The sequence below is a fragment of the Streptomyces sp. NPDC096193 genome (assembly GCF_040302905.1).
Taxonomy (GTDB): Bacteria; Actinomycetota; Actinomycetes; order Streptomycetales; family Streptomycetaceae; genus Streptomyces.
In genome coordinates, this window is record NZ_JBEOSJ010000005.1 from 176,352 (window position 1) to 197,092 (window position 20,741).

At 68.9% G+C, this 20,741-nt stretch carries 19 protein-coding genes; 9 read left to right on the forward strand and 10 right to left on the reverse strand.

Translation table 11 applies throughout. From position 1 onward, the window contains the following. Positions 1–95: 95 nt before the first annotated feature. From ABTX78_RS10770 to ABTX78_RS10780, 3 genes are read right to left on the reverse strand one after another with little or no spacing between them, the layout of a single operon-like run. Complete coding sequence (locus tag ABTX78_RS10770) at positions 96–770, reverse strand: TrmH family RNA methyltransferase (protein ID WP_352206452.1); 675 nt, start codon at positions 768–770, stop codon at positions 96–98. Next, positions 767–2,020 carry an HTTM domain-containing protein gene (locus ABTX78_RS10775; protein ID WP_352206453.1) on the reverse strand — a complete coding sequence of 418 codons (1,254 nt, stop codon included), beginning with the start codon at positions 2,018–2,020 and terminating at the stop codon, positions 767–769. The genes ABTX78_RS10770 and ABTX78_RS10775 overlap by 4 nt, the downstream gene beginning before the upstream one ends. Beyond that, entirely contained in the window at positions 2,017–3,093 is a 1,077-nt protein-coding gene (locus ABTX78_RS10780) for a DUF5819 family protein (protein WP_352206454.1), read from the reverse strand. The genes ABTX78_RS10775 and ABTX78_RS10780 overlap by 4 nt, the downstream gene beginning before the upstream one ends. Positions 3,094–3,206: 113 nt before the next feature. Between ABTX78_RS10780 and paaA the strand changes: the two genes are divergently transcribed. From paaA to ABTX78_RS10810, 6 genes are all read left to right on the forward strand, one after another. Next, a complete protein-coding gene (gene paaA / locus ABTX78_RS10785) occupies positions 3,207–4,172 on the forward strand; it encodes a 1,2-phenylacetyl-CoA epoxidase subunit PaaA (RefSeq protein WP_352206455.1) in 966 nt (321 codons plus the stop codon). Beyond that, complete coding sequence (gene paaB / locus ABTX78_RS10790) at positions 4,169–4,459, forward strand: 1,2-phenylacetyl-CoA epoxidase subunit PaaB (RefSeq protein WP_352206456.1); 291 nt, start codon at positions 4,169–4,171, stop codon at positions 4,457–4,459. Before paaA ends, paaB begins: the two co-directional genes overlap by 4 nt. Continuing rightward, positions 4,456–5,172, forward strand: a complete 717-nt coding sequence (gene paaC, locus ABTX78_RS10795; RefSeq protein WP_352206457.1) for a 1,2-phenylacetyl-CoA epoxidase subunit PaaC — start codon at positions 4,456–4,458, stop codon at positions 5,170–5,172. The genes paaB and paaC overlap by 4 nt, the downstream gene beginning before the upstream one ends. Further along, complete coding sequence (gene paaD / locus ABTX78_RS10800; protein ID WP_352206458.1) at positions 5,166–5,765, forward strand: 1,2-phenylacetyl-CoA epoxidase subunit PaaD; 600 nt, start codon at positions 5,166–5,168, stop codon at positions 5,763–5,765. The genes paaC and paaD overlap by 7 nt, the downstream gene beginning before the upstream one ends. Next, positions 5,766–6,821 (forward strand): 2Fe-2S iron-sulfur cluster-binding protein, encoded by a 1,056-nt coding sequence (locus ABTX78_RS10805; RefSeq protein ID WP_352206459.1) that lies wholly within the window; start codon positions 5,766–5,768, stop codon positions 6,819–6,821. It abuts the gene before it with no gap. 243 nt (positions 6,822–7,064) lie between these two features. Then, entirely contained in the window at positions 7,065–8,246 is a 1,182-nt protein-coding gene (locus tag ABTX78_RS10810; protein ID WP_352206460.1) for an acyl-CoA dehydrogenase family protein, read from the forward strand. A gap of 65 nt (positions 8,247–8,311) precedes the next feature. Here ABTX78_RS10810 and ABTX78_RS10815 read toward each other — a convergent pair whose 3' ends face one another. The 3 genes from ABTX78_RS10815 to ABTX78_RS10825 all read right to left on the reverse strand — a co-directional run bounded on the left by ABTX78_RS10815 (position 8,312) and on the right by ABTX78_RS10825 (position 11,073). Next, the gene (locus ABTX78_RS10815; protein ID WP_352206461.1) at positions 8,312–8,656 is read right to left on the reverse strand and encodes a rhodanese-like domain-containing protein; all 345 of its coding nucleotides are present in this window, start codon (positions 8,654–8,656) and stop codon (positions 8,312–8,314) included. A 74-nt stretch (positions 8,657–8,730) separates the two neighbouring features. Further along, the gene (locus tag ABTX78_RS10820; protein ID WP_352206462.1) at positions 8,731–9,561 is read right to left on the reverse strand and encodes a hypothetical protein; all 831 of its coding nucleotides are present in this window, start codon (positions 9,559–9,561) and stop codon (positions 8,731–8,733) included. A 33-nt stretch (positions 9,562–9,594) separates the two neighbouring features. After that, positions 9,595–11,073: a DUF2252 domain-containing protein gene (locus ABTX78_RS10825; protein ID WP_352206610.1), complete on the reverse strand. Its 1,479-nt coding sequence runs from the start codon at positions 11,071–11,073 to the stop codon at positions 9,595–9,597. Between the two features lie 247 nt (positions 11,074–11,320). On the opposite strand from ABTX78_RS10825, the gene ABTX78_RS10830 reads away from it, so the two are divergent. Then, entirely contained in the window at positions 11,321–11,764 is a 444-nt protein-coding gene (locus ABTX78_RS10830; protein ID WP_352206463.1) for a MarR family winged helix-turn-helix transcriptional regulator, read from the forward strand. Positions 11,765–11,814: 50 nt separating this feature from the next. Here the strand turns inward: ABTX78_RS10830 and ABTX78_RS10835 are convergent, their stop codons facing one another. Next, entirely contained in the window at positions 11,815–12,168 is a 354-nt protein-coding gene (locus tag ABTX78_RS10835; RefSeq protein ID WP_352206464.1) for a winged helix-turn-helix transcriptional regulator, read from the reverse strand. Positions 12,169–12,272: 104 nt separating this feature from the next. Here ABTX78_RS10835 and ABTX78_RS10840 point away from each other — a divergent pair, with 104 nt between their 5' ends. Further along, the gene (locus ABTX78_RS10840; protein WP_352206465.1) at positions 12,273–12,887 is read left to right on the forward strand and encodes an FMN-dependent NADH-azoreductase; all 615 of its coding nucleotides are present in this window, start codon (positions 12,273–12,275) and stop codon (positions 12,885–12,887) included. A 286-nt stretch (positions 12,888–13,173) separates the two neighbouring features. Here ABTX78_RS10840 and ABTX78_RS10845 read toward each other — a convergent pair whose 3' ends face one another. Together ABTX78_RS10845 and ABTX78_RS10850 are read right to left on the reverse strand one after the other, a co-directional pair. After that, positions 13,174–13,839, reverse strand: coding sequence for a response regulator transcription factor (locus ABTX78_RS10845; RefSeq protein WP_352206466.1), 666 nt, complete (start codon positions 13,837–13,839; stop codon positions 13,174–13,176). A gap of 247 nt (positions 13,840–14,086) precedes the next feature. Next, positions 14,087–15,808, reverse strand: a complete 1,722-nt coding sequence (locus tag ABTX78_RS10850; RefSeq protein WP_352206611.1) for a sensor histidine kinase — start codon at positions 15,806–15,808, stop codon at positions 14,087–14,089. Between the two features lie 2,084 nt (positions 15,809–17,892). On the opposite strand from ABTX78_RS10850, the gene ABTX78_RS10855 reads away from it, so the two are divergent. Further along, complete coding sequence (locus ABTX78_RS10855; protein ID WP_352206467.1) at positions 17,893–19,329, forward strand: DNA phosphorothioation-associated putative methyltransferase; 1,437 nt, start codon at positions 17,893–17,895, stop codon at positions 19,327–19,329. A 16-nt stretch (positions 19,330–19,345) separates the two neighbouring features. On the opposite strand, the gene dndA is transcribed toward ABTX78_RS10855, so the two are convergent. Continuing rightward, the gene (dndA, locus tag ABTX78_RS10860; protein WP_502993843.1) at positions 19,346–20,485 is read right to left on the reverse strand and encodes a cysteine desulfurase DndA; all 1,140 of its coding nucleotides are present in this window, start codon (positions 20,483–20,485) and stop codon (positions 19,346–19,348) included. Positions 20,486–20,741: the final 256 nt, after the last annotated feature.

Sequence of the window (20,741 nt, forward strand, 5' to 3'; positions counted from 1 at the left end):
GAAAAGCTCCGTGCCGCGGGCCCCGGCCGACCGGGGTCCGCGGCACGGGAGGCACCGGTCAGCGGGCGTGGGGGGCCGGAGAATGGCTCGTCCTCCTAGGGCGACGGGATCTGCGCGTGCCGCTGTACCCAGGCGTGCATGGCGATCGCCGCGGCCGCTCCCGCGTTGATCGACCGCGTCGAGCCGAACTGGGCGATGGAGCACACCATCGACGCGTGCTCGCGAGCCTGTTCGGTGAGACCCGGGCCCTCCTGCCCGAAGAGCAGCACACAGCGGCGCGGCAGCTCGGTCCTCTCCAGCGGCACCGCACCCGGCAGGTTGTCGATGCCGATGATCGGGAGTTCCTCAGCGGCGGCCCACGCGGTCAGCGATGCCGTGTCCGGGTGGTGCCGCACATGCTGATACCGGTCGGTGACCATGGCACCGCGCCGATTCCAGCGCCGCCTGCCCACGATGTGGATCTCGCGCGCCAGGAAGGCGTTGGCGGTCCGTACCACCGAGCCGATGTTGAAGTCGTGGCCCCAGTTCTCCACGGCCACATGGAAGCCGTGCCGCCGTGTGTCCAGGTCGGCGACGATCGCCTCACGCGTCCAGTACCGGTACGGGTCGACCACATTGCGGCGGTCGCCGTTGGCCAGGAGGTCGGCGTCGTAGTGCTCGCCCTCCGGCCACGGCAGCGGATGGGGGCCGACGCCGACCTCGGGCCCGAAGCCCTCGTCGTACTGCAGCGGATCGTGATCGTCGTGGATCGCATCTCGGGTGGTGCTCACCCGACGAGCGTACGGGGCTGCTCCGGACTCTCCTGCCGCTGCTCCGGTACGGCGGGCGCCCGCGAGAACAGGCGGTCCCGGCCCCGGACGACCCGCGCGCCGAGCCAGACCAGGAACGCGGTCGGCAGGAAGACGGCGTCGGCGGCGATCATCGCCAGCGAGAAGAACGGCAGTCCGAGCAGCAAGGCGATGCCGGCGTGCTCCAGCATCATGGCCGCGAGCAGGACGTTCTTGACGCGCCGGTTGAAGAGCGTGAAGGGGAAGGCGACCTGCACGACGACCGTGCCGTACGTCAGCACCATCACCATCAGTCCGCCCGAGGCCAGCAGATCGGACAGCGCGGGCCACGGGGTGAAGTAGTCGAGCTTGAGCGGGTAGTAGAGCGCGGTGCCGTCCTGCCAGCGCGAGCCCTGGATCTTGTACCAGCCGGCGGTGGCGTAGATCAGACAGACCTCGGCCATGATCACCACAAGCCCGGCGTTGTGGGCAAAATTGGCGAGAGCGTCCAGCAGAATGCGCGGCTCACCCCGCGGGGCTCGCCGGTTCGCCATCCACCAGAGCCCCTGGCCCACCCACAGCACCCAGAGCAGCAGCAGGATGAACCAGCCGGTCTCGTTCAAGAAGGTAGCGATGACCAGGCCGGTTCCCAGCACGGTCCACAGAAGCGGGCCGACCCGGTCGGTCTGCTGCACCGCGGGCATCGGCGCCTCGGGCATCCGCGCCCCGGCCTCCGGTACCCCGGACTCCCGCGACCCCGATTCCCGCTCCGTGGCACGGGCGGCGCGGCGCGCGTCCAGGGACCAGACCTGACCGCAGCGCGTCACGACCAGGTAGATGGCCATCAGATGGATCACGTTGTCGCCGCCGTCGCCCATGAAGATCGAACGGTTCTGGAGCGACAGGACGCCGATCATGAACAGCGCGGACATGGTGCGGGTCCGCCAGCCCACCATCAGCAGGGCGCTGGACAGTACGGCCACGGCATAGACGACTTCGAACCAGAGAGTGCTGTCCGACCACATGAGCGCCGTGAAGGCGTCGTTGCCGGAGATGAGCCGGCGGCCCATCTCCCAGCTCCACGGCCCCTGGGGTCCGTACATCTCGTGGCGGTTGGGCAGCTCGCGCAGCAGGAACAGCAGCCAGGTGGCGGCGAATCCGATCCGCACGACGGCCGTCTGGTACGGCCCGAAAGCCGTGGCGGTGACGCGCTGGACGAATCCGCCGTTCCCGCGCTCGGAAGCGTCGCTCACCGGTCCGCCTCCGTACGACCGTTGTCGACTCCCCCGGGCAGATCGGCCGCGGTGACGGTCCACCACGGCAGGACCCGGAACTGCGGGCGGAGATCGATCTTCTCGTTGCTCCAGTCCGGAGCCTTGACCGCGCTGGTCGACGACCTGAGCTGGATGCGCTCGACCTCTCCGCCGACGTCGTGCCGTTCGAGGCGGGCCATCACCAGCCGGCGAACGTAGCTCTCGGACAGCCGGCCGCGCAGGCCGCTGGAACGGTTCTTGTCGTCGTGCGAGTTGATGTAGAAGTCCCAGGCCCTGCGCAGCGCGTTCTGCTGGGTGTGGCTGGGGAGAAGGTTGCCGCGGATCGCGTCGCCGTCCTCGGCGCTCAGATCGATCCAGCCGGTGCTCCTGCGGTCGCCGTCGGGGGTGGTGACCTCGGCCTTCACCTGGACGGCGACGTTCTGCTGGAGCGGATTGGGGGCGAAGAGCTTCCAGTTCTGCTCGAACTCCGGATAGATCCAGGCGTCGATCGCCTTGCCGTACTCCTTGCTCGCCGTGTTGGACGGGGCGACGTGCAGAAACACCATCGCCACATGGACGCCGGCGAGCACGGCTATGAGGGCGAGCGAGACGGCCACGGCGACCTGGTAGGGCAGCGAGAGCGCCGCGATACCGCGGGTGGGGGCGTCGGGATCGAGCCGCACGGAGGCCGGGTCCCCGTCCGGGTCCGGGGCCGGGTCCGCCCCCGGGCACGGGTCCGGGGCCGCGTCCGGCGGGAAGGGGTCCTCGTGCGGGGTCCCGCTCCGGGGCCCGGGCACGGCGGCTGCCGCGGACTCCGCGGCCTGCGGGGTCTCACCCCGGGAGGTCGGCGACGGACCGTCCTCGGAAGCGGGGAGCGGGCCCTGGCCCTGGTCCTGGTCCTGGCCCTGGTCCTGGTCCTGGTCCGGCAAACGGTCCCCGGCCCCCTCCGAAGCGCGCTGGGACCCGTCCGACGCCTGCGCGGCCTGCCTCACCGGCCGGAAGGCGCGCTCCGGCGGCACCGCGGAGCCCCTGCTTGCGGCGCCTTCGGCGTCCTCGTCGTTGTAGGAGTCCATCCCGCCCCCGGTCCCCTTCGGCGCACTCGGTCATCCACAGGGTTGACACCTTAAGGCCCGTCGACTCACCATTGAAGTCAATGAACCGAACGATCGGTCGGTAGGGGGCCCGGATGACGGCAGTGACTGCGGATGGCTACGAGGCGGTATTCGACGCTGCCGTGGCTGCCGACGAGCGCATCGAGCCGCGCGACTGGATGCCCGAGGCCTACCGGGCGACGCTGGTCCGCCAGATGGCCCAGCACGCCCACTCCGAAATCATCGGCATGCAGCCCGAGGCGAACTGGATCACCCGAGCGCCCTCCCTGCGGCGCAAGGCGATCCTGATGGCCAAGGTGCAGGACGAGGCCGGCCACGGGCTCTACCTCTACAGCGCCGCCGAGACGCTGGGGACCAGCCGCGACGAGCTCCTCGACAAGCTCCACGCCGGCCGTCAGAGGTATTCGTCGATCTTCAACTACCCGACGCTGACCTGGGCCGATGTCGGCGCGATCGGCTGGCTGGTGGACGGCGCCGCGATCACCAACCAGGTGCCGCTGTGCCGCTGCTCCTACGGTCCGTACGCCCGCGCGATGGTCCGGATCTGCAAGGAGGAGTCCTTCCACCAGCGCCAGGGGTTCGAGCTGCTGCTCACCCTGTCGCAGGGGACACCGGCGCAGCACGACATGGCGCAGGACGCCGTGAACCGTTGGTGGTGGCCGTCGCTGATGATGTTCGGCCCGCCGGACGACGAGTCGTCGCACTCGGCGCAGTCCATGGCCTGGAAGATCAAGCGCCATTCGAACGACGAGCTGCGCCAGCGCTTCGTGGACATCTGCGTTCCGCAGGCCGAGACACTGGGCCTGAGCCTCCCGGACCCCGATCTGCGCTGGAACGAGGAGCGCGGGCACCACGACTTCGGCGCGATCGACTGGACCGAGTTCCAGAACGTCCTCAAGGGCAACGGCCCCTGCAACGAAGAGCGGCTCACCCAGCGTCGCCAGGCGCACGAAGAGGGCGCCTGGGTCCGGGATGCGGCCGCCGCGTACGCCGAGAAGCATCAGTCACAGCAGGCGAAGCCCCAGGAGGCGACGGCATGAGCGGTTCGACCGGCTGGCCCCTGTGGGAGGTCTTCGTACGCTCCCGCCGCGGCCTCTCCCACACCCACGCGGGCAGCCTGCACGCCCCGGACGCCGAGATGGCCCTCCGTAACGCCCGGGATCTCTACACCCGGCGGAACGAAGGCGTGTCCATCTGGGTCGTGCCCTCCACAGCGATCACGGCGTCCTCGCCGGACGAGAAGGACCCCTTCTTCGAGCCGTCCGCCGACAAGCCGTACCGCCACCCGACCTTCTACGAGATCCCGGACGGGGTGAAGCACCTGTGACCACCACGGCGAACGCCGCGGCACTCGCCCTCGGCGACGACGCGCTCGTGCTATCGCACCGGCTGGGGGAGTGGGCGGGCCACGCACCCGTGCTGGAGGAGGACGTCGCCCTCGCGAACATCGCGCTGGACCTTTTGGGCCAGGCGCGCGTCCTGCTGTCCCTCGTCGGCGACGAGGACGACCTGGCCTATCTGCGCGAGGAGCGGGCTTTCCGCAACCTCCAGCTGGTGGAGCAGCCGAACGGCGACTTCGCCCACACCATCGCCCGCCAGCTCTACTTCTCCGTCTACCAGCGGCTGCTGTACGGGCAGCTCGCTGCCGGGGACGGCGAGTTCGCAGGGCTCGCGGCGAAGGCCGTCAAGGAAGTCGAGTACCACCAGGACCATGCCGAGCAGTGGACGCTGCGGCTCGGTGACGGTACCGAGGAAAGCCACGAGCGCATGCAGCGGGCCTGTCAGTCGCTGTGGAAGTTCACGGGCGAGATGTTCGAGCCGGTCGAAGGACTGGACGTCGACCAGCAGGCGCTGGAGGCGCGCTGGCTGGAGACGGTGACGGACGTCCTCACCCGCGCGACGCTCACCGTGCCCGAGGGGCCGAGGGTCGGCGCATGGGCGGCGGGCGCAGGGCGTCAGGGACTGCACACGGAGTCGTTCGGCCGGATGCTCGCCGAGATGCAGCATCTGCACCGCAGCCACCCGGGGGCGTCATGGTGACCGGCGCCCACCTCACCGCGGACCGCCGCACCGACGCCGACCGGGCCGCCACGTCAGCCCGGCCCGCTGCCGCCCACCGGACGGCGAGCGAGCCGAAGGCCGGTGACGACAGCCGGCTCGAGGCCGAGCTGCGCAGGCTGGCCGGCTCCGTGCCCGACCCGGAGCTTCCCGTGGTCACGCTGGAGGAGCTCGGTGTCCTGCGCGGGGTCCAGATCCTCGGCCCGGGGCGCGTCGAGGTGGAACTCACCCCGACGTACACCGGCTGCCCGGCGATCGAGGCCATGACGACGGACATCGAGCAGGTGCTGCACGATCACGGCGTCGCCGAGGTCTCGGTCGTCAAGGTCCTCTCCCCGGCCTGGTCGACGAACGACATCAGCGCGGAGGGCCGGCGCAAGCTGGCCGAGTTCGGGATAGCGCCGCCGCGGCCACAGCCTGCTGAGGGCCCGATCCCGCTCACCCTCTCGGTGCGTTGCCCGCACTGCGGATCCACCGACACCGAGCTGCTGAGCAGGTTCTCCTCCACCGCGTGCAAGGCGCTGCGCCGCTGCGTCGACTGCCGTGAACCGTTCGACCACTTCAAGGAGTTGTAGATGTTCCATCCGCTCCGGGTCAGCGAGGTCGAACAGCTCACGGACGACTCGGTCGCGGTCACCTTCCAGGTGCCGCCCGAGCTGTGCGAGACCTTCCGCCACACCCCCGGCCAGCATCTGGCGCTGCGCCGGCTGGTGGGGGACGAGGAAATCCGCCGTACGTACTCGATCTGCGCCGTCGCCTCTCCCCCCGGCACCGATCCGGTGCTGCGTGTGGGCATCCGCCTGGTCGACGGAGGTGACTTCTCGACGTACGCGCTCAAGGAGCTCGCCGTGGGCGACACGGTGGAGGTGATGCCCCCGATGGGCCGCTTCCTGCTCGAACCGCGGCCCGGATACTTCGCCGCGGTCGTCGGCGGCAGCGGCATCACTCCGGTGCTGTCGATGGCGGCCACGCTGCTGGCCCGGGAGCCGGAAGCCCGGTTCTGTCTGATCCGCAGCGACCGGACCGTGGCGTCGACGATGTTCCTGGACGAGGTGGCGGACCTCAAGGACCGTTTCCCCGACCGCTTCCAGCTGGTCACCACCCTGTCCCGGGAGGAGCAGCAGTCGGGTCTGCCGTCCGGACGGCTCGACCGGGAACGGCTGACCGCCCTGTTGCCGTCCCTGCTCCCGGTGGCGGATGTGGAGGGCTGGTTCCTGTGCGGCCCCTTCGGCCTGGTCCTGGGCGCCGAGCGGGCACTGCGTCAGCTCGGTGTCGACCGGAGCCGTATCCACCAAGAGATCTTCCATGTGGACGACGGCTCGGCGCCCACCGCCGAGCCGATGAGCGCTCCCGCGCACGCCTCGCTGACGGCGACCCTGGACGGCCGGTCCGGCAAGTGGCCCGTGCAGGACGGGGAATCGCTGCTGGAGACCGTGCTGCGCAGCCGTGCGGACGCCCCGTATGCGTGCAAGGGCGGTGTCTGCGGCACCTGTCGTGCCTTCCTGGTCTCGGGTGAGGTCCGGATGGACCGCAACTTCGCGCTGGAGCCCGAGGAGACCGAGGCGGGTTATGTCCTGGCCTGCCAGTCCCATCCGGCCACAGCGGAAGTGGAGCTCGACTTCGACCGCTGACCCCATCGGAAACCCGCCCCGCCGGTGACCCGTAGCACCGGAAACCCGCCCCGCCGGTGACCCGTAGTACCGGGGCCCCGTCCCGCCGGTGACCCGTAACGCCGGGGACCCGACATCGCCCGCGTTGCCGAGCTGTGTTCATTTTCAGGAACCTGTTCTATCTTGACGACCCGTCAGATGTGAACTGCGGAACTGAACCTGGTAAGCGGCTCATGCACCGCCGGCGTGTGGGAGGACAGGGCAGTGGACTTCACCTTCACCGAGGAGCAGCAGGCGGCCGTCGAGGCTGCGAAAGCGGTGTTCTCGGGTGTCGCGCCCGACGGCGTGCCGAGCCCCGCGCTCACCGCGGGCGCGGTGGCCGACGACTTCGACCGGCCGCTGTGGGCCAAGCTCGCGGACGCCGACCTGCTGAGTCTGGTGGTGTCACCGGAGTACGGCGGAGCAGGTCTCGACCCCATCGCCCTCTGTCTGGTGCTGCGCGAGTCGGCCAGGGTGCTGGCCCGGGTACCTCTGCTGGAGACGAGCGCGGTCGCCATGGCCGTGGAGCGTTACGGCAGCGCCAGGTTGAGGGACGAGATCCTCCCTCGGGTCGGCCGCGGTGAACTGGTCATCACCGTGGGAGCCAACGGCCGTACGGGACACGACCCGGCCGAACTCGCTGTCACGGCGCGGCGGGACATCGGCCTGGAGGCCGGTCGGGACACCGGCCGGGGAGGCGGTTGGCTGCTCGACGGTGTGCAGTCAGGTGTCCCCTGGGCGCACTCGGCCGACCGCATCGCCGTACCGGCGCACACACCCGACGGGCAGGCAGTCCTGGCGCTGATCCCCCGGACCCGCGACGGCATGGTGCCGGCCGAGCAGATCTCCACCAGCGGCGAGCGGTTCGCCGAGATCACGCTGGATTCCGTACGGGTCGACGCTTCCGAGCTGATCGATGCCGAAGGTGCCTGGGAGTGGCTGCGCCACCTGCTGACCACCGGCACATGCGCGCTGTCGCTCGGTCTCGGCGAGGGCGTACTGGCCATGACGAGCGCCTACACCGGCAAACGGGAACAGTTCGGCTTCCCCGTCGCCACCTTCCAGGCCGTCGCCGTGCAGGCGGCCGACCGGTACATCGACCTGCGGGCGATAGAGGTGACGCTGTGGCAGGCGGCCTGGCGGCTCACGCCCGCCCGGGGCAGCGCCGGTGTCGGCGGTCCGCTGCCCGTGGCCGGCGATGTCGCCGTGGCGAAGATCTGGGCCTCGGAGGGGGTGCGCCGGGTCGTCCAGACCGCTCAGCATCTCCACGGCGGCTTCGGCGCCGACACCGACTACCCGCTGCACCGCTATCACGCCTGGGCCAAGCAGCTCGAACTCTCCCTCGGCCCCGCAGCGGCCCATGAGGAGGCCCTGGGCGACCTGCTGGCCGCCCATCCCCTCGGCTAGACCCACAGCAGACGAGCGCCTGGCCCCGCACCCCCAGAGGCAGGCCAGGGCTCAGCAGAGGAGCTTCAGAGGACGAACGCCGGCGATCCGTTGTCCGTGACCATCGGGCGCCCGGCGCCGTCCCAGGCGAGCATCCCGCCCTCGACGTTCACCGCATCGATCCCCTGCTGCACCAGGTACTGGGTGACCTGCGCCGACCGGCCGCCGACCCGGCACATCACATACGCCCGGTGTCCCTCGCTGACGGCCTCGGTCACCTCGCCGAACCGCGAGACGAAGTCGCTTATCGGCACATGCAGCGCGCCTTCGACATGCCCGGCCGCCCACTCGTCGTCCTCCCGGACGTCCAGCACCAGGCCGTCGGCCGGCACGGTCGCGACGTCCACCGACGGCAGCGGGGCGAAATTCATGAGTCATGCCTTCTCTCGTACGTACGCGGCGGGAGGTCGCGGCCGGAATCGGAATATGGACAGCCTCGAAAAACCTACTCCACCAACCCGGCCAGTTCCCGTTCGCGCTCGGCGACCTGTGCGAGCAGCTGCTCGGCGATCTCCTCCAGCAGCCGGTCCGGGTCCTCGGGAGCCATCCGGAGCATGGCGCCGATCGCGCTCTCCTCCAGCTCATGGGCCACGGCGGCAAGGAGCTCCTTGCGCTGTGAGAGCCATTCCAGCCGGGCGTAGAGCTCCTCGCTCTCGCTGAGCCGGGCCTCGGGCACGGGCCCGGCCGCCCACTCGTCGGCGAGCTCGCGCAGCCGGCCCACGTCCCCCAGCGCGTAGGCGGCGTTCACGCGGGTGATGAACTCCTCCCGCCGGGCACGCTCCGTCTCCTCCTGCGCCAGGTCCGGGTGTGCCTTGCGTGCCAGCTCGCGGTAGAGCTTGCGGGCCTCCTCGCTCGGCCGCACCCGCTTCGGCGCCCGGACGGGCTGATCGTTGAGCATCGCGGCGGCCTCGGGGGAGAGGCCGTCGGAGTCCATCCAGTCGTGGAAGAGCTCGTCGATGCCGGGCATCGGCATGACCATCGCCCGGGCCTCCTGCGCCTTGCGCAGATCCTCCGGGTCACCGCTCGCCGCGGCCTTGGCCTCGGCGATCTGGGCGTCCAGCTCGTCGAGGCGCGCATACATCGGGCCCAGCTTCTGGTGATGCAGCCGGGAGAAGTTCTCCACTTCCACCCGGAACGTCTCCAGAGCGATCTCGAACTCGATCAGCGCCTGCTCGGCCGCGTACACGGCCTTTTCCAGCCGCGCCTCCGGCCTCGGTGGCACGTGCTGCTCTTCGTCGCTCCGGGCCGTTCGGCCGCCGGGTGCATCCTTGGTCACCCGGCCAGCCTACGGGCGCGGTGCAGCCCGCTGTCACACGCCCAGCTCAGCGGCTATCCGTCCGCTCTTGATCGCCGCCAGCAGCTCCTCGTGATCCGCTTCGGTGCGGTCGGCGTAGAGCATCGCGAAGCCGGCCACGGCCTCGTCCAGCTCCTCGTTCTTGCCGCAGTAGCCGGCGAGGAGCCTCGGGTCGGCGCTGTGGGAGTGGGCCCGGGCCAGCAGCGCGCCGGTCATCCGCCCGTAGTCGTCGAACTGGTCGGCGGTGAGCGCGGTGGGGTCCACGCTGCCCTTGCGGTTCCTGAACTGCCGTACCTGGAAAGGCCGTCCGTCGACCGTCGTCCACCCCAGCAGGATGTCGCTGACCACCTGCATACGCTTCTGTCCGAAGACCACCCGACGGCCCTCGTGCTCCACCTCCGGCACCTCGAAGCCGGCGGCCTCCAGACACGGCAGCAACGCCGAGGGCCGGGCCTCCTTCACCTGGAGCACCAGCGCCTCACCGCGGTGGTCGAGGAGCAGCACCACGTACGAACGGGTGCCGACACTTCCCGTGCCCACCACACGGAAGGCGACATCGTGGATCTCGTAGCGCGCGAGCAGCGGCAGGCGGTCCTCCGACACCGTGCCGAGGTACTCCTCCAGTGACGCGGCGACCGCTGCGGCCTCCGCGTCGGGCACCCGCCGCAGCACCGGAGGCGCGTCCACGAAGCGACAGGTCTCGCCGCCATCCTCGGACACCCCTTCCGTCGCTTTGGCCGCGAACCGCGCGCTGGTGTTCTTCCGCGCCTTCTCCGAGACGCGCTCCAGGGTGCCGACGAGGTCGCGTGCGTCCGTGTGGGAGACGAGCTCCTCGTCCGCGATGGCGTTCCAGGCGTCCAGCACGGGCAGGCGCGCCAGCAGGCGCATGGTGCGCCGGTAGGCGCCCACGGTGTCGAAGGCGGCAGCACGACAGACGTCCTCGTCGGCTCCGGCGACGCGCGCCGCCAGCACCAGCGAGACGGCGAGCCGCTTGAGGTCCCACTCCCAGGGGCCGACGACGGTCTCGTCGAAGTCGTTGAGGTCCATGACCAGGTTCCCGCGGGCGTCGCCGTAGATGCCGAAGTTCGCCGCGTGGGCGTCGCCGCACAGCTGGGCGCTCACTCCGGTGACCGGGGTGCCCACGAGGTCGTGAGCCATCAGCCCGGCGGAGCCGCGAAGAAAGGCGAACGGTGATGCGGCCATCCGCCCCACCCGTATCGGCGTCAGCCCCGGAACCCGGCCCCGGCTGGACTCCTCGACGGCAGCGACCGCGTCCGGCCGGTCCACCGCCAGCACCAGCGAGTCGTGCGAGGAGCGAGGGACCCGATCACGCAGCGCCTTGCCCTCCTGCTTGGGCGACCGCGTGGCCGGTGCGACACCGGTGACGCCCTGACCGCCCTTGCGCCGGGCGAAGCCGGGCACCACCGGGATGCGGCCTCCGCCCTTGGCGCTGGACGTCCCCGCCGACTCCGGCCCCAGTCCGCTGGTGTCCATCCGCTGCACCGTCTCTGCGTCGCCCATGGCGTCCTGCCCCCGTCGTCCCGAACCTGCACAACATCAACTGCCATTGACCGTACCGCCGCGTACCGACGGACGTCTGCCCCTGTGGATAACCCCGGAAAGACTCCACAGCCTGCGACGATCACCACCCGGGCCGCTGCCCGGGCGTCCCGTGGTCCGGCGAGGCGGCCGTCCGGCGCATCGCGCGTTGTACCGTGCAACTGAAGGCGAGGAGGGCGGCATGTCACGCGCACGGGACAGCTCCATCGACACCATTCAGCGCGAGCTGACGGCCTTCGCCCGACGGGCGCGCGCGGCGGCCGCCCGTCTCCATCCCGAGCTGCCGTTCGTCTCGTACACCTTGCTGTCGCACATCCATGATCAACAGGGCTGCCGGGCGACCGACCTCGCGTCGCACTACATGCTCGACAAGTCGACGGTCAGCAGGCAGGTTTCGGCACTGGAGAAACTCGGTCTGATCGAGCGCAGAGCAGATCCGGCGGACCACCGCGTCCAGGTCCTGCACCCCACCGCCGCGGGATCCGCCGCGCTCGCCTCCACGCACGCCAGCCGCCAGGCCGCCTACCAGGAGCGTCTGGCCGACTGGCCGGCCGAGGATCTCGACCGTTTCGCCGACTACCTCCTGCGCTACAACTCCGCCGCCGAGGGGCCGCGGCAGCACTGATCCGCACGGCCGGGGGACAGGACCGCAGAACAGGGCACCCCGAAACGCGACTAGCAGGTCCCCGCTTCTCGATCCCCCGGCAGATGCTCGTCGGCCCAGCGGCCGAGTTCCTTGAGGGCGGGCTCCATCGCGGCTCCGGCCGCCGTCAGCCGGTACGCCACCCGCAGCGGCGGTCCTTCGTCGACCTCCCGCACGACCAGCCCCGCGGCCGCCAGCTCGGCCAGCCGGTCGGAGAGCATCCGTTCGCTGATGCCAGGGATCGCCCGGCGCAGCTCCGCGAAGTGCACGGCGCGCTGCATCAGCACGGAGACGATCGGCCCGGTCCACCGCTTGCCGAACAGCCCGAAGACACGTGCGATCCCCCCGTCGACCCGCCTGCAAGCCTCTTCGCTGTGTTCCGCCATGTCTCCAGACTACTGCGCGGAAACTAGGCACTTATGAAAAGTAAGCTACTATGCTATCCATACGTACGCACAGATTCTCAGCTGCCCCCTTTATGGAGAACCTCATGGCCACGCTGCTGCACCTCGACTCCGCTCTCTTCCCCCAGGGATCTGCCTCCCGCGAGATCACCGCCGCCTTCGTGCAGGCCTGGCAGGAGCAGCACCCGGACGGCACGGTCATCTACCGTGACCTCGCCGCAACTCCCCTGCCCCACCTGGACATCGCCGCCGTCTCCGCCGGGATCGAGAACGAACTGCGCGCGGAACTCGCCGCCGAACTGGAGTCGGCCGACGCCGTCCTCATCGGCGCGCCCATGTACAACTTCACGATCCCGTCCACCCTCAAGGCATGGCTGGACCACGTGATCATCGTGGGCCACAACGCCGGCACCCCTGACGGCCCGGTGGCCGGCACCCCGGTCACGGTGGTCGCCAGCCGCGGTGGCTCGTACGCCCCCGGAACACCGCGCGAGGACTTCGAGTTCGTGCAGAACTACCTGGAGAAGGTGTTCACCGGCATGCTCGGCGCCACGGTCGACTTCATCGTTCCGGAAATGACGCTGGCCCGTTCCAAGCCGGAGATGACGGAGTTCATTCCGCTCGCCGACGCGTCGAAGACCAAGGCGCTCGACGAGGCCGCGGAGAAGGGCAAGACGCTGGCCGCGCGTTTCGCTGCCTGATCAGCCCCGGAACAAGGCCGGGACGGGGCGCCCGGACGTCGGGCTCATCGGACGTTTCACGTGAAACGGTCAGCGCGGATGTTCCACGTGAAACGTCGGTGCCCGCCCAAGCGACCCCGGCGGGCACAGCGCGCAGCAACACCCGCCGAAGCGCCCCCGCCGGCCCCATCCCGCACGCAACAACCGGTCGCCCAACAGCTCACACGGCCATCAGTCGTCGACAGCTCAAGCGGCACCAGTCGTCCGACACCTCACGCGCCCAGACCCACGCCTGGCACCCGGCAGCTCAGCCGCCTAGCCCCGCATCCCGCGCCAGCAGCGCCGCCTGCACCCGGTTTTCGCACTCCAGTTTCGCGAGAATCCGGCTGACGTAGGTCTTCACCGTGGCCTCACTCATATGCAGCCGCTTCCCGGCGTCCGCATTGGACAGCCCCTCACCCAGCAGCGCCAGTACCTCGTGCTCCCGGGTGCTCAGCCCAGCCACCCGGGCTCGCGCCTCCTCGCTGCGCGCAACCGCCCTCCCGGACGCCAGCTGGTCGACCACGTGCCGCGTCGCACCGGGGGAGAGGTACGCGTCACCTGCGGCAGCGGCTCGTACGGCTCCGATCAGCTCCGCGGGCGCGGTGTCCTTCAGCAGAAATCCGGCACCGCCGGACTCCAACGTCCGCAGGACGTTGTCCCGTTCACCGAAGGTCGTCAGCACGATGACCCGCGCCGCCGGGACCGCCCTGCGCAACTCCCCCACCGCCGTGAGGCCGTCCATGACAGGCATCTGGATGTCGAGCAGCACCACGTCGGCGCCGTGCGCCCGTGTCATGTCGACGGCCTCGCGTCCGTTCGCCGCCTCGGCCACGACCTGGATGCCGGGGTCCGACGTCAGAATCATCCGGATTCCCGCCCTGATCAGCGGCTCGTCATCCGCGATGACGACCCGGATCGGCACTCCGGGCACCCCCGCCGGCCCCATCCCGTCCACTTCCCACCCGCCCGTATCCGCCGGCCGACGTCGAACACGGCCCACCGACTCACACCCGCCGCACGACACCTACCGCACGACACCTACCGAGCGGCACCCACCACCGGGCACCTACCATCCGGCACCTACCGGCCCCGCCCCATGCGACGTGCACCCACCGACGGGCATCCACCACCCGGCACCTGCCGGCCACGCCACACGGCGCGCGTCGCAGGCCCCGAACCTACCGACCGACCTCGTACGCCTTCTTCTCGATCAGCTTGCCGTCCCGGAAGCAGAACCGGAACACCGGCTCGGTCTCCATGGTGTCCCCCACCTCCGAGGACATGAGCACCAGGCACTCGGAGCCCTCGGGCTCCTTCGGGCCCTTCCCACTCAGGCCCGTGGTCATGATCGAGTCCCCGGGCGGCAGCCGGTCCCGCACCGCGTCCTCGCCGTCCCCGATCCGCACGCTCCTGTACTCGGCCGGGTCGATCATCCCCTCGTCCATCGAGCCCACGAGGAAGAACAAGCCGAAGATCGCGGCGGCCCCGAGCACCAACAGGGCCGCCAGGGTGATCCCGCACCCTATGGCGATACCGCCGACCCTGCTCCGTCCCTCGACGCCCGGGAAGGTCAACTGCCCGCCGGGGTAAGCCCATTGACCGCTTCGGTGCCCTACCTGCCGGGTGCCCACGGGAAGCCGCTCGGTGACGCTCCAGTCCATGACCGGAACCCCGTCGTCGTAGACAACCCGCGACGACTGCTGATGGAAGTCGTCCTCGGCGGCGAGGAGCGGCGTGGCCTCGACCACGCCGTACGGGAGCATCCCCGCCACCCGGAAGCCGCCGCCGCTCGCCGGACCGGCATGGACGATCCCGCCCACCAGCCTCGCCCGCTCACGCAGCCCGGTGAGCCCCTGCCCGCCGCTGACGACCGCGCCCCGGGCCGCCGTGTCCACCGGCCCGCTGACGATCTCCACGACGAGGGAGTCCGGCTCGTAGCGCAGCTCCACGTCGATCCGGGCGCCGGGAGCATGCTTGTACGCGTTAGTCAGCGCCTCCTGCGCTATGCGGTAGGCGGCATGGTCGGCCGCAGCCGCGAGCGGCCGCTCGTCGCCTGCGCGACGCAGCCGCACCTCGTTCCCCGCGGCCCTGGCGGCCTCGACGAGTCCCTCGATGCCGGCAGTCCCCCGCGTGACGCGCCCCGAGTCGTCCACCGGCGCCGACGGAGCCTCGACCCCGTCCCGCAGGATGCCGACGACCTCGCGCAGCTCGTGCATGGCGGTCACGGACGCGTTCCGCAGCACGCCGACCGCTTCCCGCTGTTGCGGGGTGAGCTGCGGATCCACCTCCAGCGCCCCCGTGTGCACCGAGATCAGCGCCAGCTGGTGTCCGAGGCTGTCGTGCATGTCCTGGGCTATGCGCTGGCGCTCCATCAGCCGGGCCTGTCCGGCGACCATGGCCCGCTCGCGCAGCAATTGCGCGTTGCGCTCCTGGAGCGCGTGCAGCAGGGTCCGCCGCTGGGTCCAGTAGCGGCTGGCGAGTCCGGGCACGAGCGTCGTCGCGAGGAAGTACAGCGTGGAGAGCAGCACCAGGGTGAGAGTCGCCGACGGGGACCAGCCGTCCAGCAGCGTGGTGCCGATGAAGAGGGCGTACGCCACGGTGAACGCCGCCATCACCCGCCCGGCACCGACGATCCTGCGTCCCGCCGACCAGCCGACGATCAGCAACAGCGGCGCGAAGCCGCTCACCAGCGGCGCGAGGACCGCGGTGACGAGCAGTACGGGTGTGGGCATCCGGCGCCGCAGCAGCGAGAGCAGCGTGGCCGCGGCATCGACGGCGAGCAGCCGTGCTCCCTCGCTGCCCATCAACTCTTCGGTACCGGCCACCATGACGCCCAGCACCAGCCCGAGGACCACCTCGCCGGCCGTCCGCCGCGGCGACCACAGCTCGGGGGCGGCCATCCAGGACCAACCCGCCCGGACACCGGCCCGGATTTTCGTCGACGCGTTCACGACGGCACCCTAGAGAATCCCGCGCCACGCCCACGCCCCACTTTGGTCGCGGACGGGAGCGACGAACGTCGCACAGTCGCGTATCCCACACCTGCCGGCGGCTTCCGACCACGGATCCGGCCCGCCCTCGATCACGACGCCGACCGCCCTCGACCACGAAGCCGATCGCGCAGCGAGCCGCCGAGCAGGGAGCCGAGCACGGCAGTCCAGGCAGCAGTCCGGGACGCGAAGAAGCCCCGTAGGTCGATGACCTACGGGGCTTCCATCTGTTCTGTGGGGAACCGACGAAATGCTCTGATCAGGCGCCTTGCGCCAGCTCTCACAGGTCGTTTCCCGCGATCTCGAAGATCATTTCCCCCGGCCCTGCCCGCGGGGCTGACCGGAGCTTCCACTCCTCTGGCTCGAAGACGGACGACGCTGCACTCATTGCCGACGATCCGCCGGCACTCAGCGTCCCGAAGCGCCCGCCCCTCAAACGTGCCCAGCCATATCGACCAAGGGAAATCGGCAGCGAACCATGCTCGAGTCTGCGGGATAGGGCCACAAGGCGATGTCGGTGTCGGTACGCTCCGTAAGGCGTAGGTTGCCCGCTGAGGACACGAGAGGCCCCCATTTGAGCGCCAACGCCATATGCGCGACCTGTCGGCAGGCTGTCGCTATCGACAAAGCTGGCTGTTTCGTCCCGCATCATCGCCGCGATAGCCCGTTCCAGTGCTACGCCTCCGGAATGCCGGCCTCCGAAGCGCTCGCAACCAGAAGCAAACGATCAACAGTACCGGGCCGCGCATTCCGCGCGAAGCGCTTTACAGCCCCAGCACCATCCTTCCTTGAGCCGCCGGTGTGGCTCCCTACGTGGGACGGTCAGCACTTACCGTCGATCGCACTTCCGGCCACTGGCCCAGTGGGTATCTGGCTTCCACGGCGCACCAATTGGGAGCATGAAGCGCGGATCATTGACTATGCCGGGAGCCCGCCCGAGTGGAATGGGCACCGAGGATGCTGGACGGTCCCTAACCGACGCTTCCTTCACCTGACCGGGCAGTTGCTGGCCAGAAACCAACGCATCGTGGTCGGTCGGGAATTCAATCCCCGTGAAGCCTGCACATCGAGCTGCAAGAACGCGAGGCTGCCCTACTGCACGTGCTCCTGTAGGGCTAAATACCACGGTGGAGGGCGATGGATGGCGGGCTGGTCGATCCTCGACGAAGTCGACACCGAGCACCAGGGACAGTCGTGGCACTGGATCGTCGTGACATTGGCGCGTTGAGTCTCGGCGCGGAGGCCCGGTCTCCGGACTCACGAGACATAGCTTCCTGATTCGGTGAAGAACAAACAGCTTGGCGACAGTCTGCACCTCGATGCCAGACGTCGCCGCCTCGTGTTTGTGTCGTCGACTGATCAGGCAGACGACTTCGCGCGCCTGGGCCAGCCCTTCGGGGTGCCGATCGTGGAACACTCGTTGGCGAAGTGCACAGCAGCATGGTCATCGACCACAGCACCGTGGCCTCGTGTATGCGGGCAGCGTCTCGTAGTCACGCATCAGACGACGCGAACGCATCAGCATCACGCAGCGGCAGTAGCCTCCGGCCGCCCGCCCCGCCCCTCCAACCAGGGCCGGAACCAGCAGCACCATCCGGACGACCTGCCACTCCGCCTCCGTCATGTCGGAGCCGTAGCACCGGGTAAGGTCCGGCCGGTCTGCCGCATTGCCGCACCTGTGCGCGAGGCAGTCACACGACAGGGAGGACGAGTTGGACTCCAGGTACGCGAGCGCGAAAGTCTGCGACAACAGGGCCTCTGGTAAGAGGTTTGGTTCGCGCCCCCGAACTACCAAGAGTCCCTGCAGTCATGCGTCGGGCCTCACGCGACTACCCCATTAGGAACCCTGTTCGACCAGGCCAGGCCCCAGATCGATAAGCGGATGACATCTGAGTCCCTACACGGTCGGCTGGTCATCAGGCGATCGCCCTCCGCGCCAGTCCGCCTGACCACTACCCTGCGACCGTCCAACTCCCCGCACTGGCGAGGACATCATGCAGCCCACCTGGAACAGCGAACGCCGCCTCACCGCGATCGCACGAGCCGTACTCTCCGTCCCCGCACGTCAGGCCCTCGCAGACAGGCAGCTCGCCCCCGGGCGGACAGTCCTCGACTACGGCTGCGGGCGGGGCGACGACGTGCGCTCCCTCGAGCGACTGGACTGCAGGATTACGGGATGGGACCCGTACTACCGCTCAGAATCGAAGCCGCAGTCGGCCGACACTGTGCTCCTCACCTACGTCCTGAACGTCATCGAGGACCCCGCAGAACGTCGCCACACTCTGTTGCAGGCATGGGAGTTGGCCAACACCGTCCTCATTGTCTCCGCCCGACTCACCTGGGAGAAGTCCAAGGTTCAGGGCGAAGCGTTCAGCGACGGCCTTCTCACCAGCCGACAGACCTTCCAGCACTTGTTCGGCGCCAGCGAACTCCGGAACTATGTAGAAGAGGTCACTGGAACTCGCTGCGTATCCGCTGCTCCGGGCGTCGTCTACGCCTTCAAGGACGATGCCGCGCGCCTGAGCTGCCTCGCGCACCGGATCGTTCCGGATGCCGAGTGGCTCGCCTCTGAAGACACCGCCTCAGCGATCACTGCACTCATTGACCATGTCGAGCGCCGGGGCCGCCCGCCAAGGGTGGAAGAGATGCCGCACAACGTGGCAGAGCTCCTGGCGCATCTGAAGCCCGGCGAGCTGAGGCGGCTGGTCCGCGACTCCGCCGATCCCGCAAAGGTCATCGAAGGAGGCAAGCGCACTACCCTCAACACGCTGCTATTCCTCGCCGTTGAACTCTTCAACGGCCGCGGTCCGTTCAGCAGCCTCCCGTTCAGCGTACAACTGGACGTCCGGGCCTTCTTCTCCTCGTACAAGGAAGCCTGTCAGCGCTCCGACCGGCTTCTCCTCAAGCTCCGGGACGACACGTACGTGCGCGGCGCGATGAACGCCTCAGACGTCGGAAAGTTGACTCCCACTGCCCTCTACGTGCATCGCCGGGCCGTCGACGACATGCCGACCATCCTGCGCCTGTACGAGCACTGTGCCTCGATCGCCGCCGGACGCCCTCAGGAGTGGACGATCGCCAAGCTCAAGCACCAGGGCCGAGGGGTCAGTTGGCTCGACTACCCGGATTTCGACAAGAACCCGCATCCGCGACTTCTCTCCTCGTACCACATCGATCTCCAGACACTCGAGACCTCGCACATGTCATACGCGAACTCGGCGAACCGCCCTTTGCTCCACCGCAAGCACGAGTTCCTGACGCAGGACGACCCCGATGCTCCCCGGTACCAGCGTCTGACAGAAGCTGAGCTGAAGGCTGGCCTCTACGCACACCCGCACATGATCGGGACCGAGAACGGCTGGGAAGCCGAGCTCATCCGCTGTGGCCGTGAACTGCGCGGCCATCGTCTGGTGCGCCGCATGGAAAGCTGACCGCCGGCCGTTTCAGCTAGCCCTCCGGCTGCATGCGTGCAATGGTCTCCGCCAGCTCCTCCGGGCCGAAGTCCGTGACCTGGCCAGGAAACCAGGAAAATCGCAGCCCGTTTGTCGCCACGTCCTCGGGCAGCCCCATCGCCATGAGGACATGACTTGGGGTGTACGAGGCACTGGTGCACGCCGACCCGGTTGCGATGGCGACCTGGTCCTTGAGCCTGACGATCAGCGCTTCGGCGTTGAGCCCGTCAAAGGTTACGTTGAGGATGTGCGGCACGGAGTGCCCCTCGTCGCCGTTGATACGAAAGCGTGTCTTCCCGAGCGCAGCAAGCATGCGCTCCCGCATGTCTGTCGCCTCGCGCTCCCAGCGCTCCCGCCCCTCCTGGAAGATCTTCGCAGCTTCGTAGAGGCCCATGATCAGAGGTACTGGCAGGGTGCCTGGCCGTAGTTTCCGCTCCTGACCTCCACCGAACATGATCGGCTCGAGCGGGATCTTGTCCCACCCACGACGGCGGACGACAAGGGCGCCGATCCCCTTGGGAGCACCGATCTTGTGTCCACTGATACTCATCAGGTCGACGGGCGCCTTCAGATCCTCAGGGACCTTCCCATACCCCTGAGCGGCATCGACGTGGAGGAACGTCTGCGTCTTGCGCAATTCATGCGCAAGCTCAGCCACCGGCTGAATGACACCCGTCTCGTTGTTCACATGCATCAGTGATACGAGCAGCGTGTCGTCCCGCAGCCTCTCCAGCACGGATTCCATTGAAAGGCGACCACTGGGCCCCGGCTTAAGGAATTCCACCTCGAACCCCCTACTTTGCAAGTGCAGCAAGGGCTCAATGACCGCTTTGTGTTCAATCGCAGAGGTAATAATGTGTCGCCGCCCGGACTTCTGCCCATGCGCGGCGAGCCCGAGCAGGGCGATGTTGTTGGACTCGGTGGCACCGCTCGTGAAGATCACCTCTTCAGTCTTGGCTCCGACCGTCCTAGCGATGAACGCGCGCGCCTCGTGGACGCCCTTCTTCGCACGTGCCCCGTACTCGTGGGTGCGACTGCCAGCATTGCCGAAGTCCTCGGTCATCCAGTGGAGCACCATCGCAGCAACCCGCGGCTCCACGCGCGTTGTCGCCGCCACATCCAGATACACCACCACAGCACTCACCCTGCCTTGACCTGATCCCGGATCGACATGTACGTCAAGTCGTTAACGTACACGCGTCTCCCCCCGCCGGGCATGGAGAACCCACACACGTCAACACACGCAGTACGCCGCGTCATCCTCAGCGACACCTCAGCTCGGCGCGCTCGCACGCCGCACAGATGGGACTCGTACGTCATCTACACCCTCAATACACGTCAGAAACCTTGACGAGTACGTCAACTGAGTGACGTACTTACGTTAGAGTTGC

What these genes read in the sequence shown, in the direction of transcription:
- ABTX78_RS10825 (WP_352206610.1), bottom strand. Translation starts at nt 11,073, where the DNA reads ATGGACACCAGCGGACTGGGGCCGGAGTCGGCGGGGACGTCCAGCGCC.
- paaB (WP_352206456.1), top strand. Translation starts at nt 4,169, where the DNA reads ATGAGCGGTTCGACCGGCTGGCCCCTGTGGGAGGTCTTCGTACGCTCC.
- ABTX78_RS10830 (WP_352206463.1), top strand. Translation starts at nt 11,321, where the DNA reads ATGTCACGCGCACGGGACAGCTCCATCGACACCATTCAGCGCGAGCTG.
- ABTX78_RS10855 (WP_352206467.1), top strand. Translation starts at nt 17,893, where the DNA reads ATGCAGCCCACCTGGAACAGCGAACGCCGCCTCACCGCGATCGCACGA.
- ABTX78_RS10835 (WP_352206464.1), bottom strand. Translation starts at nt 12,168, where the DNA reads ATGGCGGAACACAGCGAAGAGGCTTGCAGGCGGGTCGACGGGGGGATC.
- ABTX78_RS10815 (WP_352206461.1), bottom strand. Translation starts at nt 8,656, where the DNA reads ATGAATTTCGCCCCGCTGCCGTCGGTGGACGTCGCGACCGTGCCGGCC.
- ABTX78_RS10780 (WP_352206454.1), bottom strand. Translation starts at nt 3,093, where the DNA reads ATGGACTCCTACAACGACGAGGACGCCGAAGGCGCCGCAAGCAGGGGC.
- ABTX78_RS10805 (WP_352206459.1), top strand. Translation starts at nt 5,766, where the DNA reads ATGTTCCATCCGCTCCGGGTCAGCGAGGTCGAACAGCTCACGGACGAC.
- ABTX78_RS10840 (WP_352206465.1), top strand. Translation starts at nt 12,273, where the DNA reads ATGGCCACGCTGCTGCACCTCGACTCCGCTCTCTTCCCCCAGGGATCT.
- ABTX78_RS10850 (WP_352206611.1), bottom strand. Translation starts at nt 15,808, where the DNA reads ATGGCCGCCCCCGAGCTGTGGTCGCCGCGGCGGACGGCCGGCGAGGTG.
- paaD (WP_352206458.1), top strand. Translation starts at nt 5,166, where the DNA reads ATGGTGACCGGCGCCCACCTCACCGCGGACCGCCGCACCGACGCCGAC.
- paaA (WP_352206455.1), top strand. Translation starts at nt 3,207, where the DNA reads ATGACGGCAGTGACTGCGGATGGCTACGAGGCGGTATTCGACGCTGCC.